Annotated in this window: 28 protein-coding genes; 8 read left to right on the top strand and 20 right to left on the bottom strand. The window is 61.9% G+C overall.

Translation table 11 applies throughout. The annotated features are described in order from the left end of the window. Positions 1–18: 18 nt before the first annotated feature. The 3 genes from KVY23_RS02180 to KVY23_RS02170 all read right to left on the bottom strand — a co-directional run bounded on the left by KVY23_RS02180 (position 19) and on the right by KVY23_RS02170 (position 2501). Positions 19–588, bottom strand: a complete 570-nt coding sequence (locus tag KVY23_RS02180) for a hypothetical protein (RefSeq protein ID WP_230555131.1) — start codon at positions 586–588, stop codon at positions 19–21. 74 nt (positions 589–662) lie between these two features. Next, positions 663–1340: a TetR/AcrR family transcriptional regulator gene (locus tag KVY23_RS02175; RefSeq protein ID WP_075838314.1), complete on the bottom strand. Its 678-nt coding sequence runs from the start codon at positions 1338–1340 to the stop codon at positions 663–665. Between the two features lie 90 nt (positions 1341–1430). Continuing rightward, on the bottom strand, positions 1431–2501 hold the full coding sequence (locus tag KVY23_RS02170) for a ferredoxin--NADP reductase (protein WP_230555130.1): 1071 nt from the start codon (positions 2499–2501) through the stop codon (positions 1431–1433). A 97-nt stretch (positions 2502–2598) separates the two neighbouring features. Here KVY23_RS02170 and KVY23_RS02165 point away from each other — a divergent pair, with 97 nt between their 5' ends. Both KVY23_RS02165 and KVY23_RS02160 read left to right on the top strand, forming a co-directional pair. Further along, positions 2599–2949 carry a DUF4873 domain-containing protein gene (locus KVY23_RS02165; protein WP_230555129.1) on the top strand — a complete coding sequence of 117 codons (351 nt, stop codon included), beginning with the start codon at positions 2599–2601 and terminating at the stop codon, positions 2947–2949. Beyond that, the gene (locus KVY23_RS02160; protein WP_230555128.1) at positions 2946–3926 is read left to right on the top strand and encodes a diiron oxygenase; all 981 of its coding nucleotides are present in this window, start codon (positions 2946–2948) and stop codon (positions 3924–3926) included. Before KVY23_RS02165 ends, KVY23_RS02160 begins: the two co-directional genes overlap by 4 nt. An 8-nt stretch (positions 3927–3934) precedes the next feature. Here the strand turns inward: KVY23_RS02160 and KVY23_RS02155 are convergent, their stop codons facing one another. Then, a complete protein-coding gene (locus KVY23_RS02155) occupies positions 3935–4942 on the bottom strand; it encodes a diiron oxygenase (protein WP_230555127.1) in 1008 nt (335 codons plus the stop codon). A 179-nt stretch (positions 4943–5121) separates the two neighbouring features. Here KVY23_RS02155 and KVY23_RS02150 point away from each other — a divergent pair, with 179 nt between their 5' ends. Then, positions 5122–5946 (top strand): SDR family oxidoreductase, encoded by an 825-nt coding sequence (locus KVY23_RS02150; RefSeq protein WP_075838318.1) that lies wholly within the window; start codon positions 5122–5124, stop codon positions 5944–5946. A 7-nt stretch (positions 5947–5953) separates the two neighbouring features. After that, positions 5954–6361, top strand: a complete 408-nt coding sequence (locus tag KVY23_RS02145) for a nitroreductase/quinone reductase family protein (RefSeq protein WP_230555126.1) — start codon at positions 5954–5956, stop codon at positions 6359–6361. 74 nt (positions 6362–6435) lie between these two features. Here the strand turns inward: KVY23_RS02145 and ligD are convergent, their stop codons facing one another. Further along, positions 6436–7383: a non-homologous end-joining DNA ligase gene (gene ligD, locus KVY23_RS02140; protein ID WP_230555125.1), complete on the bottom strand. Its 948-nt coding sequence runs from the start codon at positions 7381–7383 to the stop codon at positions 6436–6438. Between the two features lie 58 nt (positions 7384–7441). Beyond that, positions 7442–7735 carry a hypothetical protein gene (locus tag KVY23_RS02135; RefSeq protein WP_230555124.1) on the bottom strand — a complete coding sequence of 98 codons (294 nt, stop codon included), beginning with the start codon at positions 7733–7735 and terminating at the stop codon, positions 7442–7444. Positions 7736–7844: 109 nt separating this feature from the next. Between KVY23_RS02135 and KVY23_RS02130 the strand changes: the two genes are divergently transcribed. Further along, entirely contained in the window at positions 7845–8894 is a 1050-nt protein-coding gene (locus KVY23_RS02130) for an alpha/beta fold hydrolase (protein WP_230555123.1), read from the top strand. A gap of 3 nt (positions 8895–8897) precedes the next feature. On the opposite strand, the gene KVY23_RS02125 is transcribed toward KVY23_RS02130, so the two are convergent. From KVY23_RS02125 to KVY23_RS02110, 4 genes are all read right to left on the bottom strand, one after another. Continuing rightward, complete coding sequence (locus tag KVY23_RS02125) at positions 8898–9410, bottom strand: flavodoxin domain-containing protein (RefSeq protein ID WP_230555122.1); 513 nt, start codon at positions 9408–9410, stop codon at positions 8898–8900. Positions 9411–9436: 26 nt separating this feature from the next. Further along, positions 9437–9652 carry a hypothetical protein gene (locus tag KVY23_RS02120; RefSeq protein ID WP_230555121.1) on the bottom strand — a complete coding sequence of 72 codons (216 nt, stop codon included), beginning with the start codon at positions 9650–9652 and terminating at the stop codon, positions 9437–9439. A 127-nt stretch (positions 9653–9779) separates the two neighbouring features. After that, the gene (locus KVY23_RS02115) at positions 9780–10619 is read right to left on the bottom strand and encodes an ABC transporter permease subunit (protein WP_230555120.1); all 840 of its coding nucleotides are present in this window, start codon (positions 10617–10619) and stop codon (positions 9780–9782) included. After that, complete coding sequence (locus KVY23_RS02110; protein ID WP_075838325.1) at positions 10616–11563, bottom strand: ABC transporter ATP-binding protein; 948 nt, start codon at positions 11561–11563, stop codon at positions 10616–10618. Before KVY23_RS02110 ends, KVY23_RS02115 begins: the two co-directional genes overlap by 4 nt. Before the next feature lie 413 nt (positions 11564–11976). On the opposite strand from KVY23_RS02110, the gene KVY23_RS02105 reads away from it, so the two are divergent. After that, the gene (locus KVY23_RS02105; protein WP_230555119.1) at positions 11977–12795 is read left to right on the top strand and encodes an endonuclease domain-containing protein; all 819 of its coding nucleotides are present in this window, start codon (positions 11977–11979) and stop codon (positions 12793–12795) included. 97 nt (positions 12796–12892) lie between these two features. Here KVY23_RS02105 and KVY23_RS02100 read toward each other — a convergent pair whose 3' ends face one another. Both KVY23_RS02100 and KVY23_RS02095 read right to left on the bottom strand, forming a co-directional pair. Then, positions 12893–13360: a hypothetical protein gene (locus KVY23_RS02100; RefSeq protein WP_230555118.1), complete on the bottom strand. Its 468-nt coding sequence runs from the start codon at positions 13358–13360 to the stop codon at positions 12893–12895. Continuing rightward, positions 13357–14934 (bottom strand): MFS transporter, encoded by a 1578-nt coding sequence (locus KVY23_RS02095; protein WP_230555117.1) that lies wholly within the window; start codon positions 14932–14934, stop codon positions 13357–13359. Before KVY23_RS02095 ends, KVY23_RS02100 begins: the two co-directional genes overlap by 4 nt. 106 nt (positions 14935–15040) lie before the next feature. Between KVY23_RS02095 and KVY23_RS02090 the strand changes: the two genes are divergently transcribed. After that, positions 15041–15607, top strand: a complete 567-nt coding sequence (locus KVY23_RS02090) for a TetR/AcrR family transcriptional regulator (protein WP_075838328.1) — start codon at positions 15041–15043, stop codon at positions 15605–15607. On the opposite strand, the gene KVY23_RS02085 is transcribed toward KVY23_RS02090, so the two are convergent. The 4 genes from KVY23_RS02085 to KVY23_RS02070 form a co-directional block, all read right to left on the bottom strand. After that, positions 15604–16227 carry a dTDP-4-dehydrorhamnose 3,5-epimerase family protein gene (locus KVY23_RS02085; RefSeq protein WP_230555116.1) on the bottom strand — a complete coding sequence of 208 codons (624 nt, stop codon included), beginning with the start codon at positions 16225–16227 and terminating at the stop codon, positions 15604–15606. The two genes, KVY23_RS02090 and KVY23_RS02085, sit on opposite strands and share 4 nt — an antisense overlap. After that, positions 16224–17345, bottom strand: coding sequence for a DegT/DnrJ/EryC1/StrS aminotransferase family protein (locus KVY23_RS02080; protein WP_230555115.1), 1122 nt, complete (start codon positions 17343–17345; stop codon positions 16224–16226). The genes KVY23_RS02085 and KVY23_RS02080 overlap by 4 nt, the downstream gene beginning before the upstream one ends. Positions 17346–17410: 65 nt before the next feature. Next, positions 17411–18280, bottom strand: a complete 870-nt coding sequence (gene rfbA, locus KVY23_RS02075; protein ID WP_075838401.1) for a glucose-1-phosphate thymidylyltransferase RfbA — start codon at positions 18278–18280, stop codon at positions 17411–17413. A gap of 205 nt (positions 18281–18485) precedes the next feature. Next, positions 18486–19247: a response regulator transcription factor gene (locus tag KVY23_RS02070; protein WP_230555114.1), complete on the bottom strand. Its 762-nt coding sequence runs from the start codon at positions 19245–19247 to the stop codon at positions 18486–18488. A gap of 247 nt (positions 19248–19494) precedes the next feature. Here KVY23_RS02070 and KVY23_RS02065 point away from each other — a divergent pair, with 247 nt between their 5' ends. Further along, complete coding sequence (locus tag KVY23_RS02065; protein WP_206509246.1) at positions 19495–20136, top strand: TetR/AcrR family transcriptional regulator; 642 nt, start codon at positions 19495–19497, stop codon at positions 20134–20136. A 23-nt stretch (positions 20137–20159) separates the two neighbouring features. On the opposite strand, the gene KVY23_RS02060 is transcribed toward KVY23_RS02065, so the two are convergent. The 4 genes from KVY23_RS02060 to KVY23_RS02045 all read right to left on the bottom strand — a co-directional run bounded on the left by KVY23_RS02060 (position 20160) and on the right by KVY23_RS02045 (position 24762). After that, positions 20160–21200, bottom strand: coding sequence for a glycosyltransferase (locus tag KVY23_RS02060; protein ID WP_230555113.1), 1041 nt, complete (start codon positions 21198–21200; stop codon positions 20160–20162). A 47-nt stretch (positions 21201–21247) separates the two neighbouring features. After that, positions 21248–22393, bottom strand: coding sequence for a glycosyltransferase (locus KVY23_RS02055; RefSeq protein ID WP_075838331.1), 1146 nt, complete (start codon positions 22391–22393; stop codon positions 21248–21250). Positions 22394–22456: 63 nt separating this feature from the next. Further along, positions 22457–23440, bottom strand: coding sequence for an NAD(P)-dependent oxidoreductase (locus KVY23_RS02050; RefSeq protein WP_230555112.1), 984 nt, complete (start codon positions 23438–23440; stop codon positions 22457–22459). Further along, positions 23437–24762, bottom strand: a complete 1326-nt coding sequence (locus KVY23_RS02045) for an NDP-hexose 2,3-dehydratase family protein (RefSeq protein WP_230555111.1) — start codon at positions 24760–24762, stop codon at positions 23437–23439. Before KVY23_RS02045 ends, KVY23_RS02050 begins: the two co-directional genes overlap by 4 nt. Positions 24763–24797 lie beyond the last annotated feature (35 nt).

Genomic DNA, 24797 nt, shown 5'->3' with positions numbered 1-24797 from the left:
CCAGCCTGAACGAGAAGGTCAGCAGGCGAAGTTCGGGTGACCGTTCGAAGCGTCGAGTCGAGCCAGCTCGCGGCGGGTGGCATCGTCGACCCGAGCGCGAACAGTGGGCCGATATCCGGCAATGAGGGCAACCTCGACGAAGTGATAGGAGAAGATGAGCAGGATCGGTACAGGGTTCTTGCTCATGCTCGCGCAGGACAGATTGCGGCCCGTGTCGTCGCGGCCGTTCTCGCCGATGCGATGTCCGAGTACCAGCTGGACCGTGAAAGTCACGGCGAACGCGGCGCTCGATGCGACGATCGCCCACAGACCGAGGTCGGCCAGCAAAGTGCTGGCCACGAACCAGATGGCCACGAGCTGCACCGACCAGAGCAGACCGAGAAACAGCTCCGCCGTGCAGTACAGCGCGCCGATGAGCGCGACGGCGACGAGGCCCGCATCGACGGGCCCCACATCGACAACCGACAGCAGTCCCAGCACGGCCCCGAGTTCGATAGGGATGCATATCCAGTGGACCACGCGATTGAGAAGACTCTGATGGTAGGCGTAGTGGACGCCCATACGCTCTATCCAGTCGAACCGAACCACTGCTCCCCCTCCGGATCAGCGAACCGGAACCGAGGGTATCGCATACCTGCAGTCCGCGTGCCGAATCGGCGCTATCACACGGCGTCGGACCGGAACTGCGCGTCCCAGCTGTCCGGCACCGGTGTGTCGAGGTCGATCGACAATCCTGACCGACGCGCCCTGGACACGATCATCTCCGATATCACCGGCATGATCTCTCCGACGAACGCGGCGGTGTCCATGCGTGGATCCGACGACTCCAGCCACCATGCGGCAGCGCCCGTGACAGCGCCGACCACCATGGAGGCAAGCAGCGCGACATCGTGATCGGGCTGGCCCGGTGCAATGGTGGCGGTGAGAAGAGGCTCTATCAGATGAGCAACCGTCCGCGAGTTCTCGGCCGTGTATGCCCCGGCATTCTCGACGCCGAAGAAGAGGTATCGGCTGAGATTGGGATACGTTTGGATCAGCGACGCATACCCAGAAAGGGCCGCGCCCAGAAGATCTCCCAATGTTTCGGGTGTTGTGTCGCTCAGTCGAAAGAGCTCGGCGACCACATCATCACGCGCACGCTCGGCCACGGCCTGCATGAGTTCGGACTTGTCGACGAAGAATCGGTAGAGCGCCGGCTTGGGTACGCAGGCCCGCGCAGCGATCTCGTTCATCGTCAGCTGCGGCCCGATGTCCTCGATGGCATCCTTGGCAACATCGACGATGCGCCTGCGTTCGGCCGCTCGGTGTTCGGCCCAGCGTTCGGTTCGAGCGTCGGGCATTGCTCGGCTCCTTGAATTGTCGATTCGAGACTGTGCGTTCACCCAAAGCTCGTCACTCCGGGGGTGTCGACGATACCAATGGCGGCACCGTCACTGATCGAACGCGATTCCGACGTGATCGGAAACCGGGAGGGCTTGGCACGCCAGCGTCAGTCCGAGCCGAATGTCGGCATCCACCAGTGTCTGGTTGCGGATCATGCGGACCTCGCCGTCGACCACTCTGACCGCGCAAGCGCTGCACTCACCCTCCCGGCACGAGTACGGTGCGTTCAGTCCTTGGCCCAGCAGGACATCGAGCAATGTCCGATTCCGCGGCCAACGCAGGGTTGTTCTCTCGCCGCCCCGGTCGATCTCCAGTCCCGCGGGTTCGGTGGCTTCAGCGTCGGAGCGTGCATCGATGTCGACGAACGGATCGCCCGAGAGTGATCGAAACCTCTCGACATGAATGCGGCCCGGCGGTGTCCCGATCAGTTCGAGCGCCGAAGTCGCGACGTCCATGAACGGGCCGGGCCCACAGACGAACGCGTCATACCGGTGATAGGCGCCGAGCCGCTGCACCAGCGCGTCGACAGTCGGACGACCGTCCTCCGATTCGAGCCAATGGTCGACGAACAGGCGGTCCGGGAATTCGATCATCATGTCGTCGAGGTCGCTACCGAAAATGACGGTTCCGCGGTCTGCGTTCGCGAAGAACAGGTACACCGTCGCGGAGCCGCCGAGTAGGGCCGAGGTGAGGATCGACATGAGCGGGGTGATTCCGCTGCCCGCCGCGATCAACAGCAGATCCGCATCCAGCGAACCGGGAGAGAAACGACCCGAAGGAGGTAAGGAGGCAAGGGTGAGTCCGGGACGGGCGTTGTTGCACAGCCAATTCGAGGCGTAGCCCCCGATTGTGCGCTTCACGGTGACCACCAGACGGTCGTCGAGGTGCGGGGAACTCGACAGTGAGTAGCACCGCGCCGCCGGCGCGTGCTCGCTGGGCACTCGCAGAGTCAGGAATTGGCCTGGTCGGTAACGGCAGGTGTCCAGGGAACGCTCCGGCACGTCGAACACGATCGACACGGCCTCCTCGGTCTCCTGCACCACCTCGACCACCGTCAGTTCCAGGACGTCGGGTCGTAGCGGAGCGCCGGCAGGCTCGCCGGGGACGGATGTGTGCATGTTCGCCCTGTCTACTGTGCGCCACTGTTGCGAACCCACGGTATCGCATACCATCGGTTCGCGCCCGCTGTTGCGGGCCGACGCGAAGGAGTTGTCGATGGTGTCGACGCACGAGATGTTTCCCAGCAGCCATCACGCCGGATCGCACTACCGCGGCCGAGCGGTGGTCACCATTCACGGGCGCGATATCGAGGTGGACGTAGAACTGAAAGGACGCCGCGAACCTATCGATGGCGTGTTCCGCTGGTTCGGCCGGATATCGGAGAACACCGCTCTGATCGAGATGGTGGGCGACGCCCCGCGGATCCGCGTGCGAATACGAACTCTTCACAGCGCCCGAGATGCCTGGCTCGGTGATCTCGACCCATGGAACCGATTGCGGGTCACGGGAAAGAGCACGCCACCGTTCGAGGTTCCCACCGCCCTGTCGGCCGAGGAGAAGCAATGAGCCAGTCGAGCCACGGTTTTCGCCGTCCGGAGGTCGTCGGCGGTGGAGCTGTTCGCTTGCGCCGCAGTATCACCGATCGGCAGGATGCGGCGAGGCGATTGTTGTTCGAGGCCGCCGAGGACGTGTACGACGGTGACCTCGACGTCGATTGGGGCAGTGCACCCGTCCCCGACCTTCGATGGATGCCCGACGAGTTCTGCTCGCTGTTCGGAACCTCGGTATGGGATGCGATGACCGATGGCCAACGGCGGACTCTCCGCACCGCCGAGTTCGTCGAATTGATCGCGCTGGCAATGCAAATGGACTCGGTTGCGTCGATGATCGCGTTCAAGACGATTGCCCGAGATCGCGTCCTCGCAGACGATCGCGCCCGATTTCTCCTGACCGTAGTCGACGACCTGGCACGCAACGTCACCATGTACAGCAGGGTGATTGCCGCCACCGGCGTCGAACCCGCGATGAGTCGTCGCCGAACGACCCTCCCTGCCCGCTACTCGTTGATGCTCCCACGTAGAACTCTGGCGGTGTCGGTGATGCTGTTGAGCGCGCAGTTGCTCGGCGGCCTGTCCGCCGCCGTGGCCTTCGGAGACGAGGTTCAACCTCACTGCAAATACCTGTTGGAAATTCAGGCGGGCTCCGCGGACAGGGTGACGCGCTTCGCGCGCGCCGAACTCGGCGATGCCGGGGTTGCTGGTCGTTCACGGACCGGCTCGGCGCGGCGAACGGCACATTCGGCCGCGCACGCATCACTCGTGGTCTCGATCGGGTGGCGGTTGATCATCGACGAGGCTTATGTGAGTGCAGGTGTGGACCCGGTAGTCGCCCGAGCCGCTGCGTCCGCGCGCGCGGTGCGCGCGCGTCGGCTCACCACGATCCTGGGTCCGCACCTTGCGATCTGCGACGAGGACGGTCTTGTCGACGGGCAGCTCGCCGGGCTAGTACTTCGGGCCGGCGGTCTGCGCGAGCGCGGGCGGTGATTCCCCGATCAGGAGCGTCCCGAGACCTCCGCCAGGAGGTCCGCAGGTAGCGCACGAGAAAGCCGGTACAGGCGCGTTGTGACTACGCCGCGGATCATTCCGACTTCGTGCAGGTAACGCATCAACGGCTCGCACGCGAACACGGCGCGATCGCGGTATCGGGGGCTCGATACCGCGGTTGCCCAACCTCGCAAGGGTGAGATCCCGACACTGCGGTACACCGAGGGGTGGATGAGAGACTGCACCACGACGATTGCCTGTATCGCAGTGAGAACACGATGCAAGGCATTGCTCAGGGGTCCCCGTTCGTCGATGGATCGAACCAGTTCTTCACGCGCGTAGGTGATGTGGCGCGCCTCCTCGAGAACGTGAATCTTCATCATCTGCCGAAGGTGTGGCTGGATTTGCGGGTCGTCCATCATCTCTCGTTGCATTCGATCGAGAACCTCCTCCACGAGCAGTGTTCCCGCGCGGATCGACGGTCCCCGCGGCAGCAGTCCAGCGAAGTTCAACAAGATGCCGAGCACCGCCGGTTGCTTCACAGCAGGTAATCCCGTCTTGTCGATGATGCGCCCGAACATCGTCGAGTGACGCGTTTCCTCGGCCACCTCGGCCAGTGCGTACCGGCTGTGCCCCGTTGTCAATCGCCCACCCTCGACCACACCACGCAGGAGCATGATGCTCAAGAACAGCTCGGCCATGATTCCGTAACTGAGCACGGACACAGCCTCGTGCTTACCGAGCGTCAGTCTTTGCTCCTCGGTCAAGCTGTCCCATAGCCGTGTTCCGTAGAGCGAGTGCCTGTGATCGGCCACCCATTTCGCCCCGGGGACGGTGTCCGCCGACCAATCGATGTCGACCTCGCCGTCGTACGCACGATCGGCCGTTGAGCGCAGAAGCCGTTCAGCTGTCTGCTCCCTGTCTCCCACGGACTTTCGCGTCAGTGTCGAAACCCCGGCCCTGCTCAGTGCGTGCTGGCTCGGTGCGTGCTGGTTTGTCGTGTTCGGGGTGGTCATACCGACTCCCTCCGGGAGCGTCCGTCAGCGGTTGACAGGTCGGAACCAATGGTATCTGATACCGACGGTAGCAATCGTCTACCGGCGCGTTCGATCTGTCAATCGCGGGTGCGCTGTTCCATCGACGAAAGGGAATCCAACCCGATGAACGTCGCACATTGCCGAAGTGAGTACGCAGGATGAGCGCGGTCCTGATCAGCGGGGCCGGGCGCGGAATCGGACTCGCCTGCACGCGCAGGCTTGCTGCAGCGGGAACGACCGTCTATGCCGGAGTGCGGTCGGCGTCGCACCGGGACCTGCTCGGCGAGATCGACGGTGTTCATCCACTTCTTCTCGATGTCACCGAACCCGATTCCATCGCTGCCCTCGACGACGTACTTCCGGACCGACTCGACGCAGTGGTCAACAATGCGGGGATCGCGCTGCAGGGGCCGGTGGAGACGGTGCCACCGAACGATTTCACCGATCAGCTCGACGTCAATGTCACCGGCCCACTGCGGTTGACGCAAGCGGTGCTGCCGAGAATTCGCGCCAGCCGCGGACGGATCGTCATGATTTCCTCGCTCAGCGGGCTACTGGCGACACCGGGGACAGGGGCGTACTGCGCCTCGAAGTTCGCCATCGAGGCGCTTACCGATGCGCTGCGTATCGAGTTGCGACCGTGGAAGATTCACGTCAGCTTGATCCAGCCGGGCACCACGCGGACCGATATGTGGACCAATGTGGTCGAAGAATTCGACGCGGTGTCCGACGCGATGTCAGCCGAACACCGTGAGCTCTACGAGCCTCAATTGACCCGCATGCGTGGCCTATTGCCACGCATGCAGAAGCTGGCGGTGGATCCCGACAAGGTTGCCAAGAGCGTCGAACACGCGCTGACCTCGAGTAGGCCGCGACGACGCTACCGCTGCGACGCCGCAAGCCGTGCGCAGGTGCTCGCGACGTCCTGCGCACCGGCTGCGGTCACGGACATGATTCTGTCGGCCGCCACCAGAAGGGGTTGACGACTCCATGTCGGCGGGTAGACGGAATGTGAGCCGCAAAAGCGTCATCACTGCACTTCAGCGGACACTGATCAATCCGATCAGCAGGCGCGTTCCGAGGGCGCACCTGATCGAAACTGTCGGCCGCAAGAGCGGTGAACCCCGCACGACTCCGGTCAGCGGGCGCCTCGACGGCGACGAGTACTGGTTCGTGTCCGAATACGGCCCTGCCAGTCAGTACGTCAAGAACATTCAGGCCAATCCCGAGGTGCGCATCAGAGTGAAGAACGTCTGGCGCAGCGGTAGGGCGGTACTGCGACCGGACGACGACCCGCGGCGACGGCTTCGGACCATCTCACGCAATGCGTCGGTCGTGGTCCGCGCCGTGGGCGACGATCTGCTGAGCATTCAGGTCGTATTGCGATCGACCGGTTGACATCGGCGAAAAGAGAGTGATTGATCGGGATAGCGCCAACAGCCGGGAGTCGAAACGTCAGGGACCTTGGACGCTCACTCCTCCGGCTCCGTGAGACCTTCCCGCTCGTCACGCTCGGCCCAGTCGAGCAGCTGGTCCAGGGCGAACACGGCGTCGTCGATGCCCGCGTGCAGGTCGCCGAGTTCGGCGAATCGCTTGGGCACCGTGAAGATCGTGAACTTGTGCGGATCCACAGTCGCCACCTCGTCCCAGGAGATCGGGGTGGACACGGTGGCCTGATGGTTTCCGCGCACCGAGTAGGCGCTGGCGATGGTGTGGTCACGGGCGTTCTGGTTGTAGTCGACGAACAATTTCGTGGGGTCACGGTCCTTGCGCCACCACGTCGTCGTCACGTCCTCGGGTGCCCGCCGCTCGACTTCACGCGCGAAAGCCAGTGCTGCCCTGCGCACGTCCTTGAAGCCGTGATCCGGTCGGATGCGTACGTAGACGTGCAGTCCGTGCCCGCCGGACGTCTTGGGCCACCCGACCGCGCCGAGATCCTCGAGCACCTCTTTCACCACACCCGCGACGCGACGCACTCGGTCGAACGGGCAGTCGGGCATGGGGTCGAGGTCGATGCGCCATTCGTCGGGCCGTTCGACGTCGGCGCGACGCGAGTTCCACGGGTGAAACTCGACGGTCGACATCTGCACCGCCCACGCAACGTGCGCCAACTCGGTGACGCACAGTTCGTCGGCGGTGCGGTTGTAGCGCGGGAACGTGACGCGCACGGTTTCGAGCCACGGGGGCGCACCGTTCGGCACGCGCTTCTGGTGCACCTTGTCGCCGGCAAGCCCCTTGGGGAATCTGTGCATCATGCACGGGCGTTCCCGCAGCGCGCGCACGATTCCGTCGCCGACACTGAGGTAGTAGTTCACCAGGTCGAGCTTGGTGGCCCCGCTCTCGGGGAAGTACACCCGATCGGGGTTGGAGATGCGCACCGAGCGCTTGCCCACCTCGAGTTCGACTGCCGGAGATGCCATGCCAGCAAAGCCTAGGGCAAGCGTCCGAAAAGGTCATTCGACCGCGCTGGGGGTTCCCTCAACGGAGGTGCTTCGCTGGTGTCGCGACGAGATCTCGTGGATTGCGTACCGCTTGCGCTCGCATCATCAACTGAATTCGGTGTTCGACGATGCGAAGTTGCGCAGCCAGCGGGCTACGCATCAACGCTAGTTCGTACTCCATTCGACGGGACCACTCGGCTGGGAGGTCGGCGATCGTGCTGCGCGAGACGAAAACGTCCAATGGCGTCGACCGTGAGATATCGAAACCGGCCATGTCATCCTCTCCTCGAACAGTGACGCGCAACCCACCCGCCGAAGGTGCGTCGTCCATCGCTACATCGTGTTCGCGAACGCGCTCCCATCGATAGGGCCCAAAGTCACGTCCGCTGTCGACTTCGATGTCGTTCGGCCCTACATGCATGGTGGTGCCAGCGTCGAGGATGAGTGACGTACATAGCTCGATCGTCGGGGAGAGCATCGGTATCGAAATTGCGGAGGACCACATGACAAGAGCTGCTGTCGCACCCGGTATCGGCGCACCTGCCGTTCCATCCGGCGGTGACTCAGTTGTCGGACGTCGGAGCAAGCGGGATCCCGGAGCCAGGACGGTCATCATTCAAGCCGGCAACGACCGCACGCTCGAGGTGCTCGACGCGGGCCCGGAGGACGGGTTCCCACTCGTCTACCATCACGGCACGCCGCAAGCCGCGGTCCCTTTCCCGACCCTGGAACGCGCCGCGGCCGAGCACGGGCTCCGGGTCATCTCCTACTCACGCCCCGGGTACGGCGCGTCCTCGCCGCGCTCCGACGGCGCCACCACTGCGCAGGTCGGTGACGACGCCGCAGACACCGCGACGGTGCTCGACCACCTCGGTGTCGGCAACTTTCTCACGATCGGCTGGTCCGGCGGTGGACCCCGCGCGCTCGCGTGCGCAGCGCTGCTACCGGACCGGTGCCTGGCGGCCGCCTGCTGCGTCGGCATCGCTCCTGCCGCCGAGTACGACGGTGACATCCGTGACGGCATGGCCGAGGAGAACGTCGCGGAATACTCGGCGATCTTCGCTGGTGTCGAGGAGCTGGAGGCGTTCCTGGATATCCGGAAGGGATTCTTCGCCGTCACCGCCGAGCAGGTCGCGGAGGGATTGGGTGCTCTGGCACCGCCGGTGGACCGCGCCGCGCTGACCGGGGAGCTCGCCGAGTACCTCGCCTCCTCGGTCAATGCGGCCGGCCGTCAGGGCATCGTGGGGTGGCGCGACGACGACCTGACCCACACCCGACCTTGGGGGTTCGACCTGAGCGAGATCCGCGTCCCAGTCTCCCTGTGGCAGGGCCGCCTGGACACCATGGTGCCATTCGCACACGTGGAGTGGCTGGCCGCCAACATCGCTGGGGCGCGAGCTCACCTCGTCGACGGAGAGGGACACATTTCATTGATGCAGAAGGTCCCGGCCATTCTCGAGGAACTCCGCCAGTTCGGCGGTGTCGTGTAAGGCTCAGCGCGCTTGTGGGGTCGAGGCTGACAAGGTGGCACAGATCGCGTCCGCCCACTCGTCGATGTCGGTGCGCGATCTGGTGTCTCCGTCATCGGCTTGAATCAGCTTCACCACGAGTCGCTCGAACCTCGACAGCTCCGACCGATCGAGCTTCCCGCCGAATACTCGATGCTCGATCGCCCAGGAAGCCTCATTCCACTTCGACGATGTCGCTGAGGGTGTTTCCTCGTCTATCGGCCCGCTGGAGAACAACCACACGGGCCTGTTCTCGAGTTCGACGCGCTCTCGCTTGACCAGTGATCGCGCCTCCCGCAGCCAACGGCCCATATACACTCCGCTTCCGATGATGACGGCGTCGTATCCGGCGATGCCGTCGACGTCAGCGGCGTCGAGGACCTCTACCGTCACCGAATCCATTGCGCCGTACAGCCTTTCGGCTATCGCGGATCCCAACCAGTGCCCGAGTTCGCGGGTGGAACCGTGACGGCTTGCTGTGGCAATCAGGATTCGCATGATGTTCTTCTCTCGTATGGGAGTTCTCAGCCGTGGAGCTGCATCGTCAGCCGGTCCACGGCTCTGCGGTACTGGACGTCATCGATGTCCCCACGGGCATAGCGCGCGGCGAACAACTCCTCCAAGGTGCTGGGACCGGCGATGCTGCCGCTCGGTTCCCAGATTCCAGAACGCGCGCCGAATCGGAGTGCTCCGAAGCTGAACACCGCCGCGAACATGACGAGAGGGAGAACGAGTGCCATGCCGGATGGTCCTTGTCTGAAAAGGTGCGGGGAAATTGCCGTTGCGTCCAGTCTGCAGATCGCCACCGTCCGGGGGATAGGGACTTGTGGCCCATACGGGCGGCCGAAGGTCTCGCTCCGTCCCTGCTCACGCGTCCCGGCGTCGGAGCAGACACGCCGCGAGGGCAAGCAACAGCACCGTCCAGATTGCCGCGACCCCGAAACCCTGCCAAGGGGTCAGAAGGTCATCGGGCGACTGTTGAGGAGAGGCGATGAGAGACCCGGCCTGAGAGGGTAGATATGCCTGAATGTACTTGCCGATGGTGCCGGGGATCAGCTGCGTCAACGGGGCCAGCACGAGAATGAACCCGATAATGCCGGTGATGGCTCCCGCCGTGTGCCGGACGATTGCGCCGACGGCGATAGCCATGACCCCGAGCAATGCGAGATACAAGCCCGCACCGATCACTGCGCGCAAGACACCTGGATCGCCCAGGGACACCGACGCGCGAGAACGCATGATCGCCGATCCGAAGAAGAAGGTGGGAAACGATGCGATCTGACCGACCACGAAGACGACCACCATGAACACGCCGGATTTTGCGAGGAGGACCGGTATGCGCGAGGGGACCGCCAGGAGACTGGCCCTGATCGTTCCGCTGGCATATTCGCTGGTCACGACCAGCACACCGAGCACACAGACCGCTAATTGACCCAGCAGAAAACCAGCGCCGAGGATCTGCCGCGCCGGGTCGGCAATGATCTGCGCTTGCGCGATGGGATCCACGTTGTCCCAGTACGCCACGGTGAACCAGGTGAACAGGACCGTGAAACCTATGGTGAGCACTACCAGCAACACCAGCGACGCGATCGTCGAGCGAAGCGATATCAGCTTCGTCCATTCCGATTTCAAGAGTCCGACGACATCGGCGCTACGGTGGCTGTGCGTGGCAGGTGTCGCTGTGACGGGTGGTGAGGTGGTGCTCATGCCATGGCCTCTCCGCGAGAGTGTGAGACAACCTGCTGGTCGTCCTCGTCCGAATCGGAGTGTGTGAGTGACATGAAGGCCTCCTCCAGCGATGCCTTCTGCGGCGTCAGCTGATAGATCACGATCTGCTGCTGTGCGGCAAGTTCGCCGATACGGCGTGCGGAAAGTTCGCTCACGGTGAGCGTCTCGTGATCGCGAACCTCGAAGTGTCCGCCGGCTGCCCCGATGGACGCGGCAAGTCTCTTCGAATCGGAGGACGCCACCAACACCGATGCCCGACTACTCCGGGCGATCAATTCACTGGGGGTGCATTCTGCGATCAACCTGCCGTGATCGATCACGACCAGATGATCTGCAGTCTGCGCCATTTCGCCCATGAGGTGGCTGGAGACGAACACGGTTCGTCCCTCCCCCGCCAGGTGCTTCATCAGATTGCGCATCCAGTAGATGCCCTCCGGATCCAACCCGTTGATCGGTTCGTCCAAGATGAGCACCGACGGGTCTCCGAGTAGTGCCGCGGCGATCCCCAGTCGCTTCCGCATGCCGAGAGAGAACCCACCCGTACGTTCGCCGCTGACGTCGCGCAGGCCGACGAGCTCGAGAACCTCCGTGATGCGCTTGTTCGCAATCGACTGTGTCTGAGCAAGATAGAGGAGATGGTTGTATGCCGATCGGCCAGGATGGATGGCTTCGGAGTCCAACAGAGTTCCGACGGTAAGCAGTGGCCGACTCAGATGCGCGTAGTCGAGGCCACCGATTTTCGCGCTGCCACCGCTGGGGTGATCCAACCCCACGATCAGTCGCATGGTGGTCGACTTGCCCGAACCGTTGGGTCCGAGAAATCCTGTGACGGCGCCTGGATCTACGACGAACGACAGGTCGTCGATCACCAGTTTGTCCCCATAGCTCTTGCTCAGAGCGCGCACCTCGATCGGATAGTTCATCGCGAATCTGCGGTTCGAATGAGGATGTAGACAACTCGCTCGAACCAGGAAAGCGTCGAAAGTTCGAATCTCCCTACCAATGTGGGTCGAGTTCCGTTTCCTGCGCTAGCTCTCATCGTCGTTTCCTTTGCCCGGCTGCTGGTGCCGTGAGTTTCGCCCGACCACCATCAGACCTTCCGCGACGTGCTCGACGCAGCGGTACAAAAGCACCGCCATCAGGGACCTTGGTCGTCTGTTCGCGGGTGCGTGAGTGCGCACAAGTCGCCTCGTAGCGTCACATCCGGCCCCGCGGACCCGATTTGTGTGCACGCACGCACGCACGCCCTACCACAAAACCCACCGAGTCCGATCGGTTGTACACAGGCTGTGGATAGATTTCGATCCGAAACTCGACTTCCTGCAATCGTGTTCGCATGGGGGTCTACACACGCGAGTCGCTGCTGCATTCAGGCCTGAGCCGTCGGGCTCTGTCTTCGTTTCATCGAGTGCTTCCGCAGATCTATTCGGACACCGAGCCCAGCTATCTCGACCGCTGCACTGCGCTGACGCTGTGGAAGCCGACTGCGGTGCTCAGTCACGCGAGCGCCGCCTGGATGTGGGGTCTGACCGAAGAACCGGCACTCGTCGAAGCAACAGTGCCACTGGGTACCCAGGTCCGCGGCCCGCAATGGGTTCGGTTGCATCGACGGACAGTGACCAAGCAGGCGAGAACGAACGGCTTGCCGGTGGTCCCGATCGAGCACTGCCTCATCGAGGTCGCCACAACTATGAAGCGGCCAGACCTCGAGGCGCTGTTCGACGCCGCAATCGGACAACGCGTGAACTGGCGCGCGGTCGCACAGATGTGCGCGGAGTCCTCCGGTCGACACGGAATCGCCGCCGTCCGCGAACAACTGCGCACGTGCTGTCCGAAAACCAGATCCGAACCGGAGCGCGCCGTCGCTCGTGCACTGACAGCACGCAACTTCCGGCTCGAGATCAACACCAAGATCGGACGATACTACGGGGACCTGGTGTGTCGTCGCGCCAAGGTGATCGTCGAAATCGACGGACGCAAATTTCACATCGAACCCGAACCGTTCAACAACGATCGCAAACGCCAGAACGCGTTGATCGCCGACGGTTGGCGCATCCTCCGCTACTCGGCCGCGACAGCGATGGCGTACTTGGACGAAGTCGTGGACGAGATAATTTCGGTGGTACGACAGCGTCGGAGAAGTCGCCGTGCATGAGTGCACACAAGTTGCCCCGCAGCGTCACATCCGGCCCCGCGGACCCGACTTGTGTGCACCCAGGCACGCGGGCCACAGGCACATCAGCGCCGACTGCCTAGTCGATCTCTACCGACATGGGACGCAACAGCGCAGCGCTTGCAGTGTGCAGATTGCTCGCCATTCGATCCAGAGTGGTGCGGGTGGTCTCGTAGTCGGCTTCGGAGACGCCCTCGGTCGCAATTTGCATGGTTCGATTCTGTGTCTGCATCATTCGATTCAGCAGTTTTTCACCCTGGTCGGTGAGGACCATGATCCGCTCGCTGTCCGTTGCTCCCTCCACATCGATCCAACCGTTCTCGGTCAGCGAGGACAGCAGCTCGGCCAACTCCGCGTCACTGTAGAACGTGCGCGCCTCGCTGGTGAACGTGGACAGCAGGAGTTTGCGGTCGCCGAACGCGGTCCGCAACGCCTGCCAATGTGCACGGCCGACCCCATGCTCTGTTCGAAGAGCGGTGTCGACATAGTCGTTCAATTCGTTGTCGAATTGCTTCACCAAGTAGCCGAGAGGTTGATCGCTGCTCATGAGTGGGACTCCTTAGCGTACGAGTTACTGTCGGCCCGAACCGACGTGGATTCGGCGTCAGTCGCCTCGCCGCGCATCAACACCGGTACAACGACAGCGAGTGCGAGCATCACCACGGAGCCTGCTGTTGCGGCGACCGACAATCCGGATGTGAACGCTTCCGCAGCATTCTCGAACAGTGCATTTCCGACCTCCTCGGGCAGACTTCTCGAGACCTCACGTGCACTTGCGAAGGACTCTTCAGCAATCGCGGGGACATCTGCAGGCAGATCGAGTGATGTTTTGTACACCGTTGCTCCGATCGAGCCCATCAGCGCGATACCCAACGCGCCACCGAATTCGGATCCGGTCTCCTGGATCGCTGATGCCGCCCCTGCGCGATCCGGGGGTGCGGCCGCGACGATGGCGTCGGTTGCCAGGGTCATGACCGTCGTAACTCCCGCGCCGAGCACGACGCCGCCGCCCACGATGATGGACAGGCCGTCCGCCGCCGGTGTGAATGCGATTACGCCCAGCCCGGTGGCAGCCGCAACGAAACCGATGCTCATCGCCGACGCGGTGCCGACCCATCCGCGCAGCTGCGGTGCGAGCATCGAACCGGCCATCGCTGCAATGGTCATCGGTATCATCCACAGCGCGGCTCCGAGCGGGCTGAATCCGAGTGCCAACTGAAGGTACTGCGCGAGGTACATGTTGGGTCCGAGCAACACCATGATGCCGAGTGTCACGGCCACGAGGGCTCCGACGAAGCGCCTGCTCTTGAACAGTGTCGTGTCGACGAGTGGGTCGGTGGCCGATCTCTGGCGTACGAAGAACAGCGCGGCGAATACGGCCCCCGCCGCCAGTGAGATCGAGCTCTTCACGTCCCAACCCGTGATTTCGGCGGCATGTTTCGCTGCATAGACGATTGGCAGAACAGCAGCCATCGACAAGGTGGCTCCGGCGATGTCGAAACGTGCAGACGACGGATTGCGGAACTCGGGAACGAGAATGGGGGCTGCAATAAGGAGTCCGATCAGGAACGGGACGTTGATCAGGAACACCGAACCCCAGTCGAAGAAGTTCAGCAACGCGCCGCCTGCGACCGGTCCGAGAGCCCCTCCGCCCGCGAAGGCTGCGGTCCAGACCCCGATCGCCTTTGCTCGCTCGCCCGGATCCTCGAACATGTTGCGGATCAACGACAGGGTCGACGGCATGAGTGTTGCACCGCCGAGCCCCATCAGCGCGCGCGCAGCGATGAGCATCTCGGGGCTTGTGGAGAATGCCGCCAAGACCGAGGCCGCGCCGAACACCACCGCGCCGATGAGCAGGATCTTTCGGCGACCGAACCTATCGCCGAGATTGCCCATCGTGATCAGCAGGCCAGCGAGCACGAAGCCATAGATATCGAGTATCCACAACATTTGGCTACTCGTCGGGGCCAGGTCAGCCGTGATGACCGGGATGGCGAGATAGAGCACGGAAAAGTCCATCGAGGTGAGCAGGACTGGCACGACCAGCACCGCCAGCGCTGCCCAGCGCGCAGGATGTCCGGTTGCCGACTTTTCGCTCGTGCCGAAAGCAGGTGCGTTCATGTCATACTCCTTCTATGCGGATGCCTCCTCCGGATTAATCGGAGACACCCTCCGCTTATAATATGGAGGCAGCGTCCGCTTAAGTCAACAGCTGAGGGAGAAACTCATGAGCGCTCCGGCCGGCCGGCCGCTGAGAGCGGACGCAGTACGCAACCGAAACGCCGTCGTTCAGGCGGCCCGGAGGGCGTTCGTCGATCGAGGAGTGGAGGCCCCACTCGAGGACATTGCAAAATCAGCCGGCGTCGGACCCGGCACGCTCTATCGCCACTTCCCGACGCGTTCGGACTTGATTGCCGCGGCCGTCGAGGATCACGTCGAAGAGCTTCGACGTGCGGTGGATCGCCTGAACACACCCTCGTACGACGCGTCGGATGTACTCCGAGACTGGGTGCGGCTGTTGTCGGACTACTCGGGTGCGTACGGCGGACTGGCCGACAGTGTGCTGGCTGCGAGTTCGCGAGGCGGATCACTCGGCGAGATCTGTCGGGAACTGGAGGATCTCACCGAAGCCGTACTGAAGCGCGTCCGCGCCACAGGACGCGTACGGGACGACGTCGTCGGCGAGGACGTTTTCGTTCTCGCGAACGCGCTCGCGTGGGCGAACGGCCACGATCCCGAGGGAGTTCGCGCGGACTACCGTCTCGAAATCCTGATGCGGGGAATCGCGAATTAGTCATACAGTCCCTTTTCCGCGCGGCGACACTGCTCCATGTTCGGCAGAAGGCCACTCTGGAGAGACATCTCCAACGTCGGAGCGGCGCAGTCGCGTTCGGACCGCGCGAACTGCATTTTGTTCACGGGAAGCGGTAGCCCGATGCGAGGATCGAGTGCCGACACCGATTGCTCTTGCTCAACCTTGTACGGCGCCGACATCAGATAGCCGACCACAGAATTGTCTTCCAAGGAGAGCAAGCCGTGCCCGACGCCAATCGGCACGTAGATCGCGTCTGCTGCAGCTCCGGTGAGCGTCACACTCTGCCAGCCACCGAAAGTAGCCGAGTCTGTCCGTAGATCGACCAGAAAGTGCTCGGTGTGGCCGCGCGGACAATAGACGTACTTTGCGCGGCCGGGTAGCACGCTGGTGTGGTGAATCCCGCGCAGTACGCCACGCATCGACACGTTGTGGCTTATCTCGCGGACCGGAAACAGTGGGCGACCTGTTCTTTCGACGAAGCCGGTCGAAGTGAACTGGGTGGCGAAGCTTCCTCGCTCGTCGTGGTGGGCATCCGCTCGGAGCACCTCGACTCCGTCGATCCGAGTTCCGAGGACAGGGCGCCGACCGACGGCGGTCACAGCCCTGTGATCACTTCCCTGAGGGCGGCGATGACCCCTCCCTGTTCGGACTCGGACAACGAGGGATACATCGGCAACGAGAAGATTTCGGTCGCGAGCTTTTCCGTGACGGGTAGAGATCCGGATTCGTAACCGAGATGCGCAAAGCCGCTCATCGTGTGCACCGGCCACGGATAGCTGATGTTGAGTGAGATGTCGCGGTCTGCGAGTGCGTCGAGTATGGCATCTCGCTGGGGGTGTCGTGCGACGTATACGTAGTACACGTGACTGTTGCCCTCATTGGTCTTCGGCAGCTGTAGTCCACCCGGGCCTTCCAGGTCACCCAGTTCTTCGGCGTAGCGGCGTGCGATCGAATTTCGCGCCGCGATGTAGTCGTCGAGGCGATGGAGCTTTCTTCTCAGTATCTCAGCTTGAAGTTCGTCGAGTCGAGCATTGTGCCCAGGGCTTCGAACGACGTAGTAGGTCTTTTCCATCCCGTAGTAACGGAGTTGCTTCAGTGCGCGGTCGACCTCGGAGTCCGCGGTGACCACGGCGCCGCCGTCTCCGTATGCGCCGAGGACTTTGGTCGGATAGAAGGAGAACGCGGACGCAGCCGACATCGTTCCGGCGATTCTTCCGTTGTAGCGCGCCCCATGCGCCTGTGCACAATCTTCCACAATCGCGATATCGTGTTTGTCGGCGATTCTTCGAAGCGATTCCATATCAACGCACTGACCGTAAAGATGCACGGGCAGAATAGCTTTCGTCTTTGGCGTGATTGCAGCCTCGACCTGAGTGGTGTCCATCAGAAAGTCCTGCTCGCGGACGTCGACGAACACCGGGACTGCACCGGCGCCTACGACTGCCACGACCGTCGGTGCGGCGGTGTTGGACACCGTGATCACCTCGTCACCCGGACCCACACCCACTGCCTCCAGGGCGAGCTTCACTGCGTTGGTGCCGTTGTCGACTCCCGTGCAGTGTGGTGCGCCGTGGTATCGGGCAAATTCGTCCTCGAAGCTGCTAACGCTGTCACCAAGAACCAAACGACCGGATTCGAAGACGGTATGTACAGCGTCCAGGATATCGTCTCGTTCCTTGGCATACTCGGGCAGATAATCCCATACACGCGTTGTCATTCGGCTTCACTCCTTGAATTCGAGTTGGCGAGTTCGTAGTGCTTCAGAGCTGACTAACTCCGGCGTCACTGTCCGGAAGCCACGTCCATGACATATTGCCCGTAGGGGGACTTGGCGAGCTGCTCTCCCAGGCGATAGCACTCGTCCTTGTCGATGAAGTTCATTCGGAGCGCGATCTCCTCGAGACATGCGATCCGTACCCCCTGTCGTCGTTCGAGGGTCTCGACGTATTGCCCTGCATCGATAAGGCTTTCATGCGTTCCGGTGTCGAGCCACACGAATCCCCGGCCGAGCTCCACCAGCTGCGCGCGTCCTTCACGCAGATAGGCGAGGTTCACGTCGGTAATTTCCAGTTCCCCACGAGCGGATGGTTCCAGCGTCTTCGCAATGTCCACTACATCGTTGTCATAGGCGTAGAGGCCGGTGATTGCGATATTCGACAGCGGCGCAGTGGGTTTTTCTTGGATATCGATCAGAGCTCCCACGTCGTCGACTTGTGCCACGCCGTATCGCTGCGGGTCACGGACGGGGTATCCGAACAGAACGCACCCATCGACACCGCTGGCCGTCTTCTGCAGCGTGGAACTGAACCCCGGTCCGTGAAAGATGTTGTCACCCAACACTAGCATCACGGATTCATGCCCGATATGGCGTTCGGACAGCAGAAAGGCGTCAGCCAGTCCCCTCGGTTCGGCCTGCTCCACATAGGAGATGGCGAGACCGTAGCGCGATCCGTCGCCGAGCAAACCTTCGAATGCCGGTAGATCACGAGGGGTGGTGATGATCTGAATATCGGTGATACCGGCAAGCATGAGCACCGACAGCGGATAGTAGATCATCGGTTTGTCGTACACGGGAAGAAGCTGTTTGGAGACGCAGAGGGTTATCGGATGCAACCGTGTTCCGCTTCCGCCCGCCAGTATTATTCCTTTCATCACTTCAGAGTCCTCACTTTTTCGCCATTCGACTCCGATGACCGAAGTGTTCGTGCCTCGGGATAGTCCGACGCACACGACAATCATCGCGGGGCTGCGGTGTCGACACAAGACCGCCGGTGTCATGGCGAAGTCAAACTTCGTCAAGAACGCGCCGATTCGGTATCGTCCGTACAGCCGTGGATATGCAGTGATGCAACTATTTTCAAGTCGAAGCACGAACGAGACTACGATCGTTCATGCTTCGACTCGCGATGTCGTAGCCAAGCCGGAAGCCGACGCCACGAACTGTGATGATCCAATCGGCGGACCCCAGCTTGCTGCGCACACTGCTGACATGTGTGTCGAGCGTTCGCCGGGACCAGCAGTCACCCCAGACGCGACGCATGATCTGCTTGCGCGCCAGTACGCAACTGGGCGACGACGCGAGCAGATGAAGAAGATCGAATTCCTTGGGAGTCATCGAGATCGGTCTTCCATCGAGGTATACCTGACGCGCGGGTACTTCAATATGAAGGGGCCCATGAGTAATAACACGGTCGGCCGGGTGTGACGAATGTTGGGCTCGGCGGCTGACGGCGTTCATTCTCGCGAGAAGTTCACGGAAGCGATACGGCTTGACCAAGTAGTCATCGACGCCGGCTTGAAAACCGAGAATCAAGTCCAACTCGGTCTCACGCGCGGTGAGCGCGATAAGGGGAACGTCGCTGATAGATCGAATACCTCGGCATACCTCGAGCCCGTCAAGATCCGGTAGTTCCAAGTCCATCAGGACAATGGACGCATCCTCGTGAGCACGAAGTGCCTCGTCCCCCGTGGCGACGCAAGTGACCCTGTGGCCGTGCCGTTCCAGACCTCGCGCCAACGTCTCGGTATGCGGGAGGTCGTTCTCGACGATCAGTACGTTCGACACCTGAATGTCGGCCGCAGATACACCGTTACCGTGCCATGTTCCCTTGGCGCTCATCGTGTCCAGCATCTATTCCCCGCCTCGATTGAGTAGTTCAATGTCCCGGAAGTCACTGCTCGCTAAATACACGTGCGCCGCGCGGCAGCGGGCGGCCCAAGGTCCGATGCAATCTCGGCGAGCGGCGCTCGGCGCGGAACGCCGCTCGGTCTCGGCCTAGGCATTACAGTATGAAATGCAGCTATTTGCCATGGCCGTTGTTGTAGGCTAACACGGGTGAAGTAACCGTGGAAGGGATCAAACCAGCATGAGCACGAACACGCGCCCCAAAGGCGGCTTGATCGACAAACGAAACGCGATCCTCACCGCTGCACTCGCCGTCTTTGCCCGCGAAGGCTTCAGCAGAGCTGGACTCGACGCAATTTCTGCTGAAGCAAAGGTGTCGACGCGCACGATCTACAACCACTTCGAGGACAAGGCCGAGTTGTTCAGAGCCTCCATTCACGAGAGTGCCGCGCGAGTCGCGGACGTTCAGGTAGAGCTCATCGACAGGCATCTCGGTGGTCTGGCCTCGGGCGCGGACGTCGAGGCGGTGTTCGTGGCATTCGCCACTGAGTGGTCCGCCACGGTGACGCGATTCCAGGACCACTTCGCACTTGTCCTGCAGATGCCTGCTGAGTCGAAACACCTTCCGCGAGCGACGGTCGACGCGTGGCTACGAACCGGGCCGATGAGGGTTCGCCGGGAACTCGCCCACTACTTCCAGCGTTTGAACGACAAGGGCCTGCTGCAAATCGACGACTCCGATACCGCTGCACAGCACTTCTCGCTGTTGACGTCAGCGGCCATACCGCCCTTCTACTGCGGCAGCGTGCACGAGGAAGGGGAAACCGCCGCCGCAGTCGCAGCGGCGGTCCGGACGTTCCTGCACGGATGCGGAGCCCGCTGATTCCAATGGCGTGAAGTCTTGTCTCACTCGCTGCGGTCTACGAGTTTCTCGAGTTCGTGACAGGTCGATTCGGGACCGTGGGTATTCGCGATTTCGGTCGCGATCTCCTCCAGCCTTCGAATGGCATGGGTATCGGCGAGCACATCGGCGACAGCTGCGGCGATCGCACCGGAGGGTGACTTGGCGGGTACCGACCGGCCAAGTCCGAGCTCATCTATTCGCGCTGCATTGGCGAACTGATCGGCCGCCTGTGGAATGACAACCTGCGGAATGGCCGCTGCCAATGCACCGAGCACCGTTCCGGTCCCACCGTGGTGGACTACGACATCCGCTCCTGCCAAAACGTTCGGTTGATCTACGAATTTCAGCACGCGCACCGATGCAGGAACCGGATCGAGTGCACGGGTATCGCCTCCGGGGCCCACTGCCACCAGAACATCGAAGCCCGCAGCAGAGGTCTCGTGAACCGCCTGGCGTAGAGCATCGACTGCGCCGAACGACACTGTCCCCATGGTGAGGTAGGCCCTTGGACGAGTGCCGCTGGAATGACTCCATGGACTGGCGCCATTGGGTTCGCTCCACGCAACGGTCCGAGTATTCAGTCGGCTGGGTGACCCCGCCGAAGTCACCCCGCGCCAGGTAGGTGGCAGTGGATCGATCATGACCTCGGGGGAGATTTTCGCGTCGGCGAACAATTGTGCAGGAAAGCCTTCCCAACGACTGATAGCGAAGGGGATAGCTTGAATTCCCAGGTCTTGCGCGGCAGCGCCGGCACCGATGTTGGTCATTTCGTACACCACGAGATCAGGTTTTCGCCTAGCCCAAATCTCCCGGAGAGCCGCACGAGTTCTCGAACCGATGTACTCACCGAACATCCACCGGGGTGCCGCGAATGGATCCCCTGGATCGAGATCTACCCCTGCGACATATTTTTCGGCGTCGGACAGCGTGAGTTCGTCCGGAAATCCCTCGACGGTCGGGACGGGTAGACGACCGGCGAAAGGAGGTCCACAGGCGACCTCGACGTCGTGCCCATAGTCTCGGCATGCTAGAGCGAGAGGCATGAGTGGGTAGACGTGACCGTAAGCGGGTACCGCTGCTAACGCAATCCTCATCGTCGAAACTCGATTTCGGCAACCTGTTCCGCAGGGGTCGGCATCGCTCGAATCTGTGCCTGAAACTCCTGCGCCGCCGATCGATACGAGTTGTCGGACAAGACCCGGTCACACGCGTCCACCGCACGATCCACCACGTCGGGACCAGGGTGAACCGACACGCCAGCGCCGTACGCCTCGATTCGATCGGTGGTACGTTGCCAGATCTCGGCATCTGGGAGCATAATCTGCGGGGTTCCGGCGTCGAGAGCAGTCAAGGTACTGACTCCGCCTGCATGATGAATGATCGCGTCGCAGGACGGAGCGACGAAATCCAGAGGTATGAATCCTGCGTGACCGTGTGGGATAAGGTGTCGAACACTATCGGCGACCGCACGAGGTGCAGCGACGAGAAGTTCGGCGTCCAAGTGCGACAACGCTTTCACGAGGTCTCTGAGCTTCTTGAAACTGGTGTCGTAGGTATCGGTTGTCTCTACTCTGCTGCCCATCGTGACGCAGATACGCTTTCGACCCGCCGGAGCAGTCAGCATCCAGGGTTCGATCGCTGTTTGCGTATTCGACGGTACGAACCGCAACGGCTTGTGCGGTGAATCGTCATGCCGTGTTTGCAGCATGGCAGGAGAGACATCCAACGTGGTCGACGGTTCCGGGAGGTTCCGAAGCTCGAGTTCCGCCATTTCGGACGCAAGTTCAGCCTCCGCTCCTGGAATATAGGGCGCGATTTCGTACATGTCCCAGGTCTGTCGAACGTAAGGCACCTGTAGCCGGGCTGCAATCAAGGGGGCTGCGAAGGAGAGGCTGCCCCCGACCACTACATCAGGACTGAAAGTCTTCGTAAGCGACTTCAACGAGTGGTATGCAGTCGCCGCGTACCGTCCGAAGAACCGGCCGGCACCGAATACCATGTCTACGTCGGTCGATGCAGGCGGAACACGTTCACCATCACGATCGAAAAGGATGAACTCGGACAGCGGACGTTCAGTGACGGGATATGCAGGCAGTCCGGACGAGGTGATGGCATCGATCGTCTGCATCGAACCTGCCATGACGACTTGATGTCCCGAGTCTTTTGCTGCCCGTGCAAGTGGTGCCAGTGCGAAGGCACTGGCTTGACTGGAGTGTGCTGCGAACAGAATCTTCACGGAGTCCCGCCCTTCGATAGCGCTTCGAGTGTGCACGTTTCGGTGATGATCACACGCCTCCGGTTACGCTCGAGTGGGATGGACGGCGTGGGTATGCGGACGCTCGATGTTCGCGATGGTGTCCAACCAGAAGTCTTCGATCGACCGGTATATGGACCTCGTCGGGACCCATCCCAGATGGTCCCGCGCTGGGCCGATATCCACTTGTGTCCACCGCGGACTTCCACCAGAGGTGGCGGGTTCTCTCTCTGCAAGTTCGGCGTCGACCCCGCTGATGTCGAGGAGCATCCGGACCATCTCCCTGACGCCGACTGCTTCGCCGCGTCCGATGTCGAGGACCGTACCCGGTAAGCGCACCCGGGCCGCCGCGACCACCGCGTCTGCGACATCGCGCGCGTCTACGTAATCACGTTGCGCCGTAAGGGCATCAAGCGTGATCGTTGCAGGCACGCCGGAGACTTTTGCATCTGCAAGTTGCCGTGCGACCTGTCCGAGAAGACTGATGTTGGGCGCTCCCGGCCCGGATACGTTCGCGATTCGCAGAACGACTGCGTCGATGTGGCCTTCGACAACCGCATCGAGAATGGATTCCGTCGCGGCAAGCTTTGCCTCGCCGTATGCACCCGTCGGGCGTGCTGCGTCGCGACGTGCATTTGCCGTCTCCCCCACACCGATCGTCCCGTACTCGAGTACCGAACCCAAGTGGACGAGCCATGGCCGGTGATCGGCATTTCTCAGCCCGGCGAGCAGGGACTCTACCGGCTGTGCGGCCGCAGACCACATCTGATCGTCGGATCGCCCCCAGATGCTGCCGATTGTATTGACGACCAGGTCGGGTTCGAAGGAATCCACGACTCCGCCGATGGTGCTCGCAGCTGCTGCCGAGACATCCAATTCGAGGAATGTGTAGGGAAATTCACGAGCTGGTCTTCCACGCGCGACTCCGAGGACCTCGTATCCCGATGCGACAAGCGCGGTGCACACGTGGGTGCCGACAAAACCGGTCGCACCGAGGACTATTGCGCGTCCTACCTGAGGTTCGGTCACCGCGTCACCGCGGTTCGCTCGGCAACTCCGTCAGCCATGCAGCTCAACAAGCAGCGCGCTGCGACGTTGACGTGGTTGCTGTACCGAACGAAGCCGGTCAGTTGTTCGACAGTCATCCAGCAGTAGTTTTCGGGCACCTGTTGTCCGATACTCTCGCCCACGTCAACGACGAGATAGCGGCTCTCGGCGTGGAAGAAGCGTCCCCCCTCTTCGGAATGCACGACGTCGACCAACACATCCACCGTGTCGGACTGCTCCACCAGGTCCAGAAACGGTGGGCGCTCCGCCCTCGGAAGGTTCTCGTAGCTCGCGGGGATGCACGCGACAGTCGGGCCCATCTCGACCACGTCGGCTGTCCCTGCCTCGGTGCGAGCATGAACCAGGATATGAAACTCGTCGTGGAACAACCTTCCGACGAAGGCGATCACGCCGCGACCTATCGGTCGAAGCATGGGCTGTGACCAGTGTGCCACCTCGCGATTGGTGGCAGCAACGTCTACGCCGATCACGGTGAAGTGCCGCCCGTCGGGACGCAGGATCTTGTCGCCGTCGAATTCCCACCCCGGGAGACTGTGCAGTGGTACCGTCCGCCGGTCCAGGCGGTGCCGCGACTTGGCTTCGGTGAACCAGCTCAACAGGTCCCCGAGACTGTGGACCGCTGAACTGTCGGTGGAATTGTCGTCCATGGCGAGGAACGGCAACCCGGACAGGACTGTACGTGAATCCATATTGACCAGATTCGGCACGCGGAGCAGAGCCGCTATCTGCTCGAAGCTCAACCAAATGAAGTCTTCACCTGCGGGCAACCGATCGGGAACTTCGACAATCATGTTCCTGTTCCGCTTTCCGAGAAACCAGGAACCCTGTTCGGATTGCAACGAATCGAACACGACTGAGCCAGGACGGGCGGCAACGAAGTGCTCAAGGAAAGGAACTGCGCTCCCACGGTGCACCCGCGTGTAGTTGCTGCGTGTCGCTTGAACCGTCGGTGAAAGCTGAATGAGATTGATGTTTCCCGGTTCCATTTTGGCCTGCATCAAGAAGTGATAGGAATCGCCGACTTTGGTGACGATGATCCCGAGAATTCCGATCTCGGGCTGGTTGATGATGGGCTGAGACCAGGAGTGCGACTCCATCTCCTGGGTTTCGACCGACAGTCCCTCGATCGAGAAGAACTTGCCACTCCGGTGGCGAATGGCTGAACCATCCGAATCGACCTTCCACCCTTCGAGCGCACTCAGCGATGCAATATCGATGTGATAGTCATTCTTGATATTTCGTTCGGAAAACCAGTCGTAGAATGATGAAAGATTTTCTGACACTGAACTCCTCCGGTCTGTGAGCCCGACCACCAGCC

The sequence above is a fragment of the Rhodococcus sp. I2R genome, from assembly GCF_020889545.1.
Classification (GTDB): domain Bacteria; phylum Actinomycetota; class Actinomycetes; order Mycobacteriales; family Mycobacteriaceae; genus Rhodococcoides.
The sequence above is the reverse complement of the archived record's forward strand: the minus strand, read 5'-3'. Positions and strand labels throughout refer to the sequence as shown.